8 protein-coding genes are annotated in these 13,861 nt (G+C 65.7%); 2 read left to right on the top strand and 6 right to left on the bottom strand.

What is annotated here, in order from left to right; translation table 11 throughout:
• The first annotated feature begins 46 nt into the window (after positions 1-46).
• Positions 47-2,926 carry a TonB-dependent receptor gene (locus tag PQS31_RS05360; protein ID WP_272761635.1) on the top strand — a complete coding sequence of 960 codons (2,880 nt, stop codon included), beginning with the start codon at positions 47-49 and terminating at the stop codon, positions 2,924-2,926.
• Between the two features lie 613 nt (positions 2,927-3,539).
• Here PQS31_RS05360 and PQS31_RS05355 read toward each other — a convergent pair.
• The 6 genes from PQS31_RS05355 to PQS31_RS05330 form a co-directional block, all read right to left on the bottom strand.
• Positions 3,540-3,899 (bottom strand): hypothetical protein, encoded by a 360-nt coding sequence (locus PQS31_RS05355; protein WP_272761634.1) that lies wholly within the window; start codon positions 3,897-3,899, stop codon positions 3,540-3,542.
• 1,944 nt (positions 3,900-5,843) lie between these two features.
• Positions 5,844-6,302 carry a hypothetical protein gene (locus tag PQS31_RS05350; RefSeq protein WP_272761633.1) on the bottom strand — a complete coding sequence of 153 codons (459 nt, stop codon included), beginning with the start codon at positions 6,300-6,302 and terminating at the stop codon, positions 5,844-5,846.
• 40 nt (positions 6,303-6,342) lie between these two features.
• Entirely contained in the window at positions 6,343-7,617 is a 1,275-nt protein-coding gene (locus tag PQS31_RS05345) for an aspartyl/asparaginyl beta-hydroxylase domain-containing protein (RefSeq protein ID WP_272761632.1), read from the bottom strand.
• Between the two features lie 117 nt (positions 7,618-7,734).
• Entirely contained in the window at positions 7,735-9,516 is a 1,782-nt protein-coding gene (locus PQS31_RS05340) for a phosphoenolpyruvate carboxykinase (GTP) (RefSeq protein WP_272761631.1), read from the bottom strand.
• Positions 9,517-9,599: 83 nt separating this feature from the next.
• On the bottom strand, positions 9,600-10,337 hold the full coding sequence (locus PQS31_RS05335; protein WP_272761630.1) for a helix-turn-helix transcriptional regulator: 738 nt from the start codon (positions 10,335-10,337) through the stop codon (positions 9,600-9,602).
• A 159-nt stretch (positions 10,338-10,496) separates the two neighbouring features.
• Positions 10,497-11,084: a TetR/AcrR family transcriptional regulator gene (locus PQS31_RS05330; protein ID WP_272762120.1), complete on the bottom strand. Its 588-nt coding sequence runs from the start codon at positions 11,082-11,084 to the stop codon at positions 10,497-10,499.
• A gap of 224 nt (positions 11,085-11,308) precedes the next feature.
• Here PQS31_RS05330 and PQS31_RS05325 point away from each other — a divergent pair, with 224 nt between their 5' ends.
• Positions 11,309-13,786 (top strand): acyl-CoA dehydrogenase, encoded by a 2,478-nt coding sequence (locus PQS31_RS05325; RefSeq protein WP_272761629.1) that lies wholly within the window; start codon positions 11,309-11,311, stop codon positions 13,784-13,786.
• Positions 13,787-13,861: the final 75 nt, after the last annotated feature.

The raw sequence follows: 13,861 nt of genomic DNA, 5'->3' as shown, positions 1-13,861 counted from the left end.
GACTGCAGTCGTGGGAGTGGACACCACTATTCTTCGGAGAGAGACGATGAGATTGAAGCGATCCAAGCTGCGTGACGCCATCACCGTCGCGATGGCGTTCAGCGCCGCCACCCTTGGGGCCTCGGGCGCCGCATTCGCCCAGGCGCAGCAGGCGACCGAGCTCGACGCGATTACCGTCACCGGTTCGCGCATCAAGAGCCAGACGTTCACCGCCTCCAGCCCGATCACGGAGATCAGCGCCGAGGAGTTTCAGCAGTTCGGCGCCACCACGGTGGAAGATCTGGTCAACCAGTATCCGCAGCTCGATCTGAGCTTCGACAATTTCGAAAACAACGGCTCGTTCGGCCACGCGACAATCTCCATGCGCGGCCTCGGGCCGCAACGCACGCTCACGCTGGTCAATGGCCGCCGCCTGCCCGCCAGTCGCAACGAGATCACCGACCCCTCCATCATCCCGGCTGCAATGGTCCGGCGTGTCGATGTTCTGTCAGGCGGCGCATCGGCCATCTACGGCGCAGACGCCGTCGCCGGCGTCGTGAACTTCGTGCTGGATGACAAATTCGAGGGCATCAGCCTCAACCTCGGTTACTCGGCGTTCCAGCACGACAACGACAACACCTTCCTCCAAGGTCTCAACGAAGAACGGGGGTTTCCATACCCGACAGGCAACTCCGGGTTTGACGGCATCAGCCGCAATGCCGATCTCGTCATCGGCGGCAGCTTTGGCGACAACCGGGGCCACGCTGTGGGCTGGCTGACCTGGCGCGAGAACGAAGCGCTGTTCCAAGGCCAGCGCGACTATTCCACCTGCTCCGTGTTCTTCGATGAAGCCGTCTGCGGCGGCTCAGGCACCGCGAATCCCGGTCGCTTCACCGTCAACAACTTCGCCAACGGTGCCGTCGTGCCGTGGCCGCAGGGCACCAATGCCGAATATGTCTGGAACGGTTCCGGGTACGAGAACGGCCGGTATGTGTACAACTATGCGCCGATCAACTTCTATCAGCGTCCGGACAAGCGCACGACCGCCGGGTTCATGGCGAGCTATGAAGTCAACGAGCATTTCGAGCCGTACATCGAGGCCCTGTTTCTCGAGCGCAGCTCCGATCAGCAGATCGCAGAGTCCGGTGCGTTCGGCGTGCCGATCACGGTGAGCTGCACCAACCCGCTGATCGGCAGCCTCTGTTCCGACGCAGGCGTCACCACGGCCCAGACCCGCGTCACACTCTGGAAGCGTAACGTGGAAGGCGGACCGCGCATCCACCTGAGCGACGACACCACCCATCGCATCACGGCCGGCCTGAGGGGCGCGCTGTTCGATTCGTCTTGGACCTACGATGTGTCGACCACTTCGGGCAAGACCAAGACCATCGACATCGGCCAGAACGATTTTCTGATCACCCGAATCGCGTCGGCCGCAACGGGCTGTAACGATCCGTTGTACGGCAGCTTCCCGGGCTGCCAGTTGTGGGATATCTGGACCGACAGCATCGATCCCGATGCCGCAGCCGCGATGGCTGGCACCAGCTTCAGCATCTACAAGACCAGCTACCGCGCAATCTCGGCAGAAGCCAACGGCTACCTCGGCTGGGGTTTCCCCTCGGCGGACGGCGAGGAGCTGGGCCTCGCCGTGGGTATGGAGCGTCGTGACTATTCCTTCGCCACCGAATACGACGGTGACTCGGCCGCAGGCAACTTTGCCGGCGCGGGTGCCGCCGACCTTCCGGTCAATGCATCGAACACAGTCAACGACTTCTTCATCGAGGCTGCGCTACCGATCTTCGTGGGCCAGGGTGCGTTCAACCGTCTCGATGCGTCCCTTGGCTATCGCTATTCGGATGACGACACGTCCGGCAACTACGACACCTACAAGGTGGGCCTCAGTAGCACGATGTGGGACAGCAAATTGCTGGTGCGCGCCGGTTACAACCGCGCCGTAAGGGCGCCGAGCCTCAACAACTTGTACTACCCGTCGCGTATCGCGTTGAACGCCGGCGGCACGGACCTCTGCGCCGGCGCGGCGCCGAGCTACACAGCCGAACAGTGCGCGCGGGCGGGCGTGCCGACGGCGTTGTACGGCAATGTGCCAGCCAATCCGGCTAACCAGTATTACAACGTGACCGGCGGCAATCCCAGCCTCGCGCCAGAAATTGCCGACACCTACACGATCGGTTTCGCAGTCGAACCGATCGAGAACCTCAACCTGTCGGTCGACTGGTACAGGGTCGAGATCGAGGATGCGATCGGCGGCATCGGTTACAACACCATCCAGATTCTCTGCATGGAGCAGAATCTGTACTGCGACCGGATCAACCGCGATCCGCGGGCCGGCCAGTACGATCTCTGGATCGGACTGTCGTCGGATCCCGAGACTGGCCATATCAACAACCTTCCCGGCAACATCGGCCTGTTCGAGCGTTCGGGTCTCGACCTGGCCGTGAGCTACTCTCTCCCCTTGGGCCCGGGCAACCTGACAGCCAGCCTCGCCGGAAACTACGTGCTGAAGGATTTCACTCAGACGCTTGCGGCGGAACCGAGCACCTCCTACGACTGCAAAGGCCTGATCAACGATACCTATGGCTGTCAAACGCCCAAGTGGCGCCACATCGTCTCCACGCGGTACGGATGGGACCGCTACTCGGTGGGCCTGCGCTGGCGCCATGTCGGCGGTATGGACTACAACGACGTCGACGGCACTCCGTTGGACAACGTAATCTGGATCAACGGCAGTGTTCCGGCCTACAACTACCTGGACCTGAGTGGCAGCGCGAGCTTCGGCCAGGCGACGGTGACTGTGGGCGTGAACAACGTGGCCGACAAGGAGCCGCCCTTTGTTGGCGACAGCGGTCTCGCTGCCAACGCGAACGCGCTCGGCGGCTACGATCAGGCTGGCCGGTTCATCTTCGGCAGTGTCTCGCTGAAGTTCTGATCGGACAGCATGCGTTTCAGGAACAAGCAAAGCGGCGGGCTCCGGCCCGCCGCTTTTTTTGTGCTGCCATAGCTGCTCGTGCGGTCTCAAGATCCGGCGGCAGGCGCCGAATGCTCGGTGAGCGCAGAACACGACGCGCACCGGCTTCCAGTTTCCGATCTTGGCCCGCACGGGTGTCGACAAACCGTCTTCGACAGAAACCCCCTGAAGTGCGAGCCAAGCCTCAGACCGCTGGAACCGCGATATCCAAGGCTGCATGAAACAAGGTCGCCACGTCATCCCTCGGCACGGGCTCAACACATACCGGCTTGGAGTCCTGAATCTCCTACACTAATCATTCTCCGCTCTGATGGGCTCAATCAGAAGTTTTGCGCAGCACTCATCCAAAGAGCGTGCGTCTGCTGCACTCCGGATATGCGCCTTACCCGAGCCTCTCCGAGAATTCTCACGGGATTTCTGCATCGGAATCAGGTCGACGCGCCATCCTCGGATCAGCGCTTCAAAGCCGTGCTGCAGACACGGCGCGCGCGCCGCGGACCGGCGCTCCTGCGCACGACGGCGCCGGCGATGCGGCTCCGCATGACGTGACGCACGCCCGAGTCAGTACAGAGCTTCACCTGCCGGGGCCGGCATTGTTTTCGCCTGCAACCGGTTTCGCATCGAGGTCCCTGACCAGATTCTTTGCCGCCATCTCGCGCGCGTCCCATCGCTCCTGCGTGAAGCACACCCGCTTTCTCATCCGGCTTCCGGTAATGTCCTCGTACTGGCATATCTTTTCGCCGCGTTGGGTCTCGACCGGATTTGCACTCTCCTCAGACGCATCGCCTGCCGACTCCTGTGCCGACGCGAGCTGCGCCGCGAATGTGGAAGCCGCGATCAGAAGAAGAAGCATCCAGTCGAACGCCCGGCGTCGCGGACGCATTTCAGATGAAGCACCGACGCCAGCAACGGCCACAGCGGATTCAACGCGCATGTCGGCATACCTTTCAGGGCCTGAGGGGAATCCCGCCCTTGACGAGGCAGGAGACCCGATAATGCGCCCGAAACCGGATTCGAAACAACGCCCTTCTCCGTGCGACCCGTATCGGCCCCAGTGCGGCTCTAGCTCGCAAGTGGCGCCTCCCCGGAGCGGCGGCTGCCATGGATTCTGACCCCTGGACAGGCAGCGGTGGGTGCGCGTGGCATTCCAAGCCACGACCGGCCAGCAACGCGCAGCACAAGGGGACTATCGGCTTCGCCAGAAGGCGTCAACGCCCCACTTGCCGCGGCTGCATATCGAATGCAACGGTCAACCAGTTTTCAGGTGCCTCGAACGGCACTGTGCCGTGCCACATACACGCTGGGAACCGCATGAGATGGCCCGGCCTTGGCTGAATGACGCGGCGCGGGGACAAATCCACGCGGCATTCCGAATTGAGCCAGCCAGCCCGGGACCGATCATCCGAGCTCAGCCCCTAGCGGGCAACGCCACATGGAAAGCGGAGCTCACCCATCCCTTGGGATGGATGTGATTCGAATGACGCCCGGATGCCCTGAGCCGGACAGACCACGAACCGACGAAGTGAATGCCCGGTTGCTCCCGTGCCGGAAACGGACGATCCGCGAGCACAGGCAACGTCGCCAATCAGTCTTCGACCGCTGCCCGCAGCCGCTTCCGTTTCGCGAAGAATCGGCTCGCCGCGACCGAACAGTGTCCCGCTGTCCGGATACCACCGCGCACACTTTAGTTCATCGGCTCCCGAGTGGCGTTGTGCAGCGTTCCCAAGACGCTTCGAGTGCATAGAGAAACGCAAGCAGGTCGCCAAAACAGGGCGGAAACGCGAGCTCTACGTAACGTACCAGTTGTTCGTGATCGCATGCCAGTACTCGCGCCCATCTACGGCGAGGCCAAATATGGCGCCATGCCTCCTGATCGACGGGATCGATTCGGACTGCCTTCTGTGCGCAATCGCTGGCCAGGTCGACATCCCTGATGCGGAACGCATGGCGCGCGTGCGCTCAGAAACTCCGGAGCTTCGCTCAAATGACTGCGCGCCGCGGCCGCGTAGATCCTCGATGCCCGCTCGTGCTCGTGCAAGGCGTCCAAGACGTCCAAGGCGTCAGCAGCGAACCCGTCCAGCGCGGGTGCCCGGTCTCGCGACTGCGCGGCGGCGAGATCACCGCTAGCGCTTCGGCTGCGCGCCTGATCGACAGCAGCACGCGGGCGCAGGCGAGCCGCATCTGCCTGTCGCCCGGCCGGACGCACGCGGCTGCACAAAAGTGGCCAGGAGGCATGACCCGGCGCAACGTCCGTTCCGTGTTCCTGCAACAGCGTGCTCAACGTCTCATGTGCCTGCGCATGCTCGGGGTGCAGAGCGACCAGGTCACGCGCGTTGGACGACGCGTCGGACGTCCGGCCGGCATCGACCCATACGCCGCTGATGCGTTACGCACTTCATGCAGACCGGCGCTGCCTACGTCGATGATCTACTCCGCTCGCCGGAATGCTTCGGGTGCCTCTTCGATGCGTCCCGTTGCACGGCACACCGCTTCCAGGTCGACCTGGGCGTTCCCCTGATCCGGCGCCAAATCCACCTCCTGCGCAAGACGGAGCGAGCCGACTCGAATCCACCGGCCACCCGCAAGGCATTTGCGCGCCGAGCGAGACGTTTGCCGCAACTGCGCGGCACCATGGCATTGCCCGGAGCGAGCCGCACCGCCCGCTCGAACACCGCATCCGACCGCAGGAAATCCGCGTTCGTCAAGACATATCGCCCTGCGCTCCAGGCATCGACGGCGGTTGGCGCCTCGTGCACCGAACCTTGTGCTCCCTCCAACACTGCTGCGTACCGCCCAGCCTGAAGCAGCGCCGTAGCCTGCTGGAAACGTCGCGCCTACGCCCTGGTCAATGCCTGCGGGGATGGCACCGTCGCGCGCCTCAGCGAGTGCGACGCACGCGCAGATGCACGCCGGCGGCTGTTACCAGCTGATATGCGCCCAATGCACCTCTTCGTACCTGGACGACATCCCCGACCTGCACGTTGCCGCTGCTGTGCGCCTCGGTCTGCGTCCAGATCTGACCATTTTCGAGCGTGACGGTGCGTTGCCCGCTGCGACCGGGATCGACGTGGATCACGCGGCTTTCGAGACGTTCGGGAACGGCAGTTTCGAGGGCCTGTTGAGACTCCCGTGAGGAATCCCGCGGCCGGATCAAGCCGAATCCAGCTTGCGCCTCCTGCTTTCCCGCTTCGACCACTTCGGCAGACAAAGGGAACGCTGTGTCATAGCAGGTCAGTCGAGCAACAGGATCGGCGACCCGGGCGCAGGAATGAGCCGCCTCCTGCGCTGCCACGGGCAGCGCAATCAGCCACAGGATCGAAAGCGGAATACGGCGCATGGTTATCCCCTACGACAGAGCGGTGAGAATACCTCACGGTTCACACACCGTCGCCGACAGCGCGCCAGTCGCGCATGGCGCCCGCCAACTCCGCTGCCATTTCGCGCTCGGCCGGACTGAGCAGCGGATTCCATATGTCGAACATCAGGATCACCCGCATTTGGTCGCTGTCGTTGCGCGCTTCGTGTTCGATGGTGTCGTCGAACACCCAGCATTTTCCTTCGCGCCACTGCCGCCGGTCGTGGCCCACGCGGTAGCTGCATTTTTCCGGAACGACCAGGGGCAGGTGGGCGACCAGGCGCGCGTTGGTCTCGCCGGTATGCGGGGGAATGTGCGCGCCCGGCGCCAGCGCCGAGAACATCGCATTCGGGCACAGGCCGGGAATCGTCACGGTGTCCACGAGCGACAGCGCCTCGGCCGTCCGCGGACACTGCGCCAGATGCTCGGGCACCGCCCTGCCGTGCGCGTACAAGTGGAAGCCGCTCCAGTTGCGCGAGTGGTTGAGCTTGTCCCACTGATTGACCGGATCTCCCGGCCGGTACTGGATGTAGGGCACGAACTCGTCACCGCGCCGCGCGAGCATGTCCTGCAGCTCGGATTTGATTGCATCGGTGTACGACTCCAGCTCGCCCATCCACGGAAAGAGGCTGTCGTCGTAGAACGTGATCGCCGGCAGGCGCGGCACGTGCAGTTGGTGGCATTCCGAGTGATAGGGCCGGCTCTTGCCTGCGAGAATGGAGACGGCTTCGTCCCAGCGATCGGTCACCACCGATTCGACCGATGCCCGCGTCGCCTGCACCCGGTCCGCGAGAAAGGATGCCAGTGCCTCGTTGTCGGCGTTGACGAACTGACGTGCGTGCTCGAGCCGCCGCCGCAGCGCGGCCGGCCATTGCGGCTCCGCGGGCGCGACCTTCAGTGCATCACGGAACACCGCGGCCGCGACGCGAGGGCGGCGCTGGCGCTCGAGAAACTCGCCTCGGGCGAGTAGACCGGGAAGGAAGTAAGCGTCGATCTCCAATGCATCGATAATCGCCCCCCACTCCTGCTCGGGACGGCCGAGCTCGCGGAATACGCGGGAGACGGTCAGCGGAATCATCGGGTTGAACGGCGCGTGCGTGCGCGCATCGCCCAGCAGCTCGAGCGCTTCCTTCGCATCGCCGCGCTGGAACGCATGTACACCCAGGCTCAGCAACGCCTGGGCATGGGTGCGATCGAGCGCGTGCACCTGTCTCCACAGGCGTTCGGCTTCGTCCCAGCGGCCGGCCGCCGCCGCCGTGCCCGCCGCGCGTTCCAGTGCAGACAGGGAGTCGGTCACGCGTTCGATCCAGTGCAGGGCGGATTCCCAGATTCTAGCCTCCCGAAACGCCGCGCGGTCCGCAGCGCCTCGCCGGCAGCGCCGTGCCGTTCGTGTGCTGCGCAGCCGCCCGGCAGCTTACTGCCATAGCCCTGCGGGAAGGCGCGTCTGGTAAGCCGCCAGCGCCTGTCTCGCCTCGGCGCACTCGGTGGACCAGGTGGACGCGTCGTACGACAGGATGGTCGCAAGCGCGGCGTCGTCGGGTACTGAGGCGGGCCGTTCGATCGCGCCCGGGCATGGCAGTCGGCCGATCTCCGTGTCCACTGCAGAGACATCGCCCCTCACCCGCCCGATGATCCATTCCAGCACCCGCAGGTTCTCGCCGAAGCCCGGCCACAGGAAGCGGCCGTCGGCATCCTTGCGGAACCAGTTGACGTGGAACACCTTGGGCAGGCGCGCGCCGGGGCGGTCGAAGGACAGCCAGTGCGCGAAGTAGTCGCCGAAGTGGTAGCCGCAGAAGGGCTTCATCGCCATCGGGTCGCGGCGGACGATCCCGACCTGCCCCGTCGCCGCAGCGGTGGTCTCAGAGGCCATCGTCGCGCCGACGTAGACGCCGTGGGTCCAGTCCCGCGCTTCGAAAACCAGCGGCATCGTCGTCGCTCGGCGGCCGCCGAAGACGATGGCCGAGATCGGTACGCCCTGCGGGTCTTCGGCGCGCGGCGAGTACGAGGGGCACTGCGCAGCCGACACGGTGAACCGCGCATTGGGATGGGCGGCCGGTCCGTTGGCGGGATCGAAGGGGCGCCCGCGCCAGTCGGTCGCCGGCACGCGATCGTCGAGACCCTCCCACCAGGGCTGGCCGTCGTCGGTCAGGGCAACGTTGGTGAAAATGGTGTCGCGCTGGATGGTCGCCAGTGCATTGGGGTTCGAGGCCACCGAGGTGCCCGGTGCCACGCCGAAGAACCCGGCCTCCGGATTGATCGCCCACAGTCGGCCGTCGGGGCCGGGTCGCATCCAGCAGATGTCGTCCCCGACCGTCCAGACCTTCCACCCGGCCTCGCGATAGGCCGCCGGCGGAATCAGCATCGCGAGATTGGTCTTGCCGCAGGCGCTCGGGAACGCCGCCGCGATGTAGTGGGTGTCGCCGCGTGGCGTCTCGATGCCGACGATCAGCATGTGCTCGGCCAGCCAGCCTTCCTGCCGCGCCTGCCACGATGCGATGCGCAGCGCATGGCACTTCTTGCCGAGCAGCGCATTCCCGCCGTAGCCGGAGCCGAATGATTTGATCGCCAGTTCTTCCGGGAAATGCATGATGAAACGCCGCGCGGGATCGAGCTCGCCGATCGAATGCAGGCCCCGGACGAACACGTCGCCCTGCTCGCCGGCAGCGTCACGATCGGCGCTCTCGCGTTCGATGCGCGCCAACGCGGCAGCGCCCATGCGGGTCATCAGGCGCATGTTGGCGACGACGTAAGGCGAGTCGGTGATCTCGACACCGCACCGCGCCAGCGGCGAGTCGATCGGTCCCATGCAGTACGGCACCACGTACATCGTCCGGCCGCGCATGCAGCCTTCGAACAACGCATCCATTTTCCGGTGCGCCTCGTCCGGCGCCATCCAGTGGTTGTTCGGTCCGGCGTCGTCACGGTCGCGGGTGCAGACGAAGGTCAGATGTTCCACGCGCGCGACATCATCGGGGTCGGAGCGATGCAGCCAGCAGCCGGGATGGGTGTCCGGATTGAGCGGAAGCAGGGTGCCGTCGGCCTGCATGCCGGACAGCAGCGCGTCGTACTCGGCTGCGCTGCCGTCGCACCAGTGGATCGCATCGGGACACGTGAGCGCGGCGACGTCGGCCACCCACGCGTCGAGGCTGGCGCACCGCGTATTCGGTGCGGGCGGGGTCGAGGGCACTGCGTTCATGGCGACTCCTGCGCGCGGGGCAAGCGGCGAGTCTAATCGTCACATTTGCAACCAGTCGCGCTGCGCTGCGGCAGCCACCGGTGTCAGCCGTGTCGCAAGTAGGGCTCGAACACGCGCAACATCCAGGGCTTCTGCGCAAGCACGAGGCTGACGCCCGTGCGCGCCTCGACCGCCAGTCCGGCGTCGCGGGCTAGCAATCCGTCGAACTCGCGCGCCAGCTCCTCCAGGCGCGACTTCAGCTGGACCAGGCTGTCGGCGCCGAGGCTGCCACTGAGCAGCAGCAACGTGTCCTGCTCGCCCGCAAACGGCTCGGCGAAAAAATCGCCGAGCAGCACCGTGCGGAAATAACGCTCCATCGGACCGTCCTGCCGCCAGCGGAAGTTGCGGGCGGTAAGGATGCGGGCACGGTTCTCCGGCAGCAGCTCGATGATGCCCAGGCGGTCCAGCTTCACCATCAGGCCGGTCCACTCCGGCACGGTGAACGCAAAGCGCGACAGTACGTCCTCCTGCCGCCAACGGTTGAGCGTGAGAAACATCGCGAGCATCAGCGGCGGCGAGTCGACCAGCGCCTGCTCCTGGGCCGCGTCGAGCTGGACCAGGGACGGGCGGCCACGTCCGGCATCACCGCTCAGTTCCTGCAGACCGAGGCCGAGTACCTCGCAGATCGCTTCGAGCCGCACGAGGGTCATCGCGCGCAGCGAGAACATGCGCTTGACCGCCGCCTCGCTCAGGTCGAGCTGCTGCGCCAGATCGCGATACGTCATGCCCCGCGCCCGCAGCGCCCGCTTCAAGGCATCGACGAGATCGACGGAGAGACTCATGCGGTCACGATGCGTGGGGCGACGACATCTCGGCGGCGCCTCCAGCGTGCCCGTGAGCGGGCGACCGCGCGTCGCGCAGGGTGTGGAAGCGAGGTCGCGATGCGTCTGGGTTGCGTCGAAACCGCCGCCTGCAGGCGAGGCGTGGCGCGGCGCGCACGTTCAGGCGGGCACCAGCGTCTGCGCCAGGTGTTCGACGTAGGCGTCGAACTCCTCCTGCTGCATGCGGGTTTGATGCAGTTGGAGGTTGAGCTGAAGGAAGCCCACGTACGCCGCATAGGTCAGCCGGGCGCGGTGCTGCGCGTCCTCGCGGCCGAGACCGGCCTGTCGGAACGAGGCGGTCAGGTAGTCGAGGCGCCGCTGGGACACCCGCTCGATCACCGGATTGACCGTGGCGTGGTCCTGCGCCTTCAGCAGCGCGCTGTAGATCACATGCGACTTGTATTCGCGCGCAACCATGTGGAACAGCGCGCGCAGGCGCTCGCGCGGGTCGGGCATCTTCTCCACCGCGCCGAACAGGGCTTCCTGCTCGACGTTCTCCCAACGCTCGAGGGCCGCCTGCAGCAGCGCGTCGCGCGAGGGGAAATGCCAGTAGAAGCTGCCCTTGGTCACCCCGAGGCGCCGGGCCAGCGGCTCCACCGCGACGGCCTGCACACCGGTTTCGGCGATCAGATCGAGCGCGGCCTGGGCCCAGTCATCGGCACTCAGGCGGCCCTGGCGTTCGGTCGGTGGGGCCTCGGTCGGCGGCATGGCGGCCGCGAGTTTGGTGGCGGGTCTGCTCATCGCGACAGTCTATCCATACGCCTGCGTCCGCAACAGTATCGACAAGGCTGACACAGCCACACAGGCAGGATTGACAGCATCCCGAGCGGTCACCATACTCGACCGTACGGTCAGCATCGGCGCACCTGTCGGCGCCGATGCGGATGTCCTGGAGCCTCGCTCCGTTTTCCTGCCGACTGTCGGAGTTCATGATGAGCGTCGCGATTCCTTTCCTCGCGTTTCTGTTCGCCGGCGCGTTCGCCGCCTACCATCGCCTGCGCCTCGCCTACTGGGCGGCGATCACCATCACGCTGCTGCTCGCATGCTGGCTGCTCGGGGCCAATTCCGTGGCGACGATGATCGCTGCGGCGATCGTCGTGTTGATCGCGGTTCCGCTGCTGATCGCACCGATCCGCAAGGCCCTGTTCACCGCCCCGCTGCTGACGTTCTTCCGTAAGGTGCTGCCTCCGCTGTCGCAGACCGAGCGCATCGCGCTGGAGACCGGCTCGGTCGGTTTCGAAGGCGAGCTGTTCACCGGCGATCCGAACTGGCAGACGCTGCTCGACTATCCCAAGCCGCAGCTCACCGCCGAGGAACAGGCCTTCCTCGACGGCCCGGTCGAAACCCTCTGCACGATGATCAACGACTGGGAGATCACCCACGTCCACGCCGATCTGACGCCCGAGATCTGGGACTACATCAAGCAGAACAAGTTCTTCGGCATGATCGTGCCCAAGGCTTACGGCGGCCTCGGCTTCTCGGCGCTGGCCCACCACAAGGTCATCCAGAAGCTGGCGTCGGTGTCGAGCGTCGTGAGCTCGACGGTCGGCGTGCCCAATTCGCTGGGCCCGGCCGAACTGCTCAACCATTACGGCACCACCGAGCAGAAGGATTACTACCTGCCGCGGCTCGCGGTGGGCCAGGAAATTCCGTGCTTCGGCCTCACCGGCCCGTTCGCCGGTTCGGATGCCACGTCGATTCCCGACTACGGCATCGTGTGCAAGGGCGAGTGGAACGGCGCCAACGTGCTCGGTGTGCGCCTGACCTTCGACAAGCGCTACATCACGCTGGCGCCGGTGGCGACGCTGATCGGCCTCGCCTTCCGCATGTACGACCCCGACGGCCTGATCGGCGACACCCAGGACATCGGCATCACGCTCGCGCTGCTGCCGCGCGACACGCCGGGCGTGGAGATCGGACGTCGCCACTTCCCGCTGAACTCGCCGTTCCAGAACGGCCCGATCCACGGCGAGGGCGTCTTCATTCCGATGAGTCAGCTGATCGGCGGCGCCGAGATGGCCGGCAAGGGCTGGAACATGCTCAACGAGTGCCTGGCGGTCGGCCGGTCGATCACCCTGCCCTCGACCGCCTCGGGCGGCGCCAAGGCCGGCGCGGTGGTCACCGGCGCATATGCGCGCATCCGCAAGCAGTTCGGCCTGTCGGTCGGTCGTTTCGAGGGTGTCGAAGAAGCACTGGCACGCATCGGCGGCAAGGCCTATGCGATCAGCGCGCTGTCCCAGGCCACGGCCGCCGCGGTCGACCGCGGTGACGTGCCGTCGGTGCCGTCGGCGATCGCCAAATACCACTGCACCTCGATGAGCCGCGAGGTCATCAGCGACGTCATGGACGTCATCGGCGGCAAGGGCATCATCCTCGGCCCGAAGAACTTCGCCGGCCGCAGCTGGCAGGCGGCGCCGATCGCGATCACCGTCGAAGGCGCGAACATCATGACCCGCAGCCTGCTGATCTTCGGCCAGGGCGCGATCCTCTGCCATCCGTGGGTGATGAAGGAGATGAAGGCGGCGCAGGATCCGGACACCCAGCGCGGGCTCGAGGAATTCGACCGCAACCTGTTCGGGCACATCGGCTTCGCGATCTCCAACGCGGTGCGTTCGATCTGGTTCGGCCTGACCGGCGCGAAGTTCGGCAGCGCGCCGGGCGACGACTACACCCGCCGCTATTTCCGCAAGCTCGACCGCTATTCGGCGAACCTGGCGCTGATGGCCGACGTGTCGATGCTGATGCTGGGCGGCAAGCTGAAGTTCAAGGAATCGCTGTCCGGCCGTCTCGGTGACGTGCTCAGCCACATCTACATGGCCAGCGCGATGCTCAAGCGCTATCACGACGAGGGCGCGCCCCAGGCCGACCAGCCGCTGCTGGCGTGGGCGTTCCACGACAGCGTGCACAAGATCGAGCTCGCGCTGTCGGCGGCGCTGCGCAATTTCCCGATCCGTCCGGTCGGCTGGCTGATGTGGCTGCTGATCTTCCCGTGGGGCCGTCGTGCCGAAGCGCCGGGCGACCGCCTGTCGCGTCGCGTGGCCGCGCTGCTGATGGCGCCCAACGAAGCGCGCGCCCGCCTCGCGCACGGGGTGTTCCTCACGCCCTGCGAGAACAACCCGGGCGGCCGCATCGACAGCTATCTGGCCAAGGCCATCGCCGCCGAGCCGGTGGAGCGCAAGTTCCTCAAGGCGCTCAAGGGCAAGGGCATCCAGGCGCTGGATTACGACGCGCAGCTGGACGAGGCGGTGCGCGAGGGCCACATCACCGCCGAGGAGCGCACGTTGCTGGTGGAACTGCGCGAGCTCACGCTCGACACCATCACCGTCGACGATTTCGACACCGAGGAGCTGCGCTCGGCCGGTTACCGGGCGCCCGAGGGCACGCGCGGCCAGTCACGCGAAGCGGCCTGATCCGTTCCGCGGCGCGATCACGACAACGGCGGGCCGGTCCCGCCGTTGTCGTGTCCGGCCCATCGATTCGAGCCC

Origin of the sequence: Luteimonas sp. BLCC-B24 (genome assembly GCF_028550595.1) — a bacterium.
Lineage (GTDB): Bacteria > Pseudomonadota > Gammaproteobacteria > Xanthomonadales > Xanthomonadaceae > Luteimonas.
Note: the sequence above shows the minus strand (reverse complement) of the source record. Positions and strands in the feature narration are given on the sequence as shown.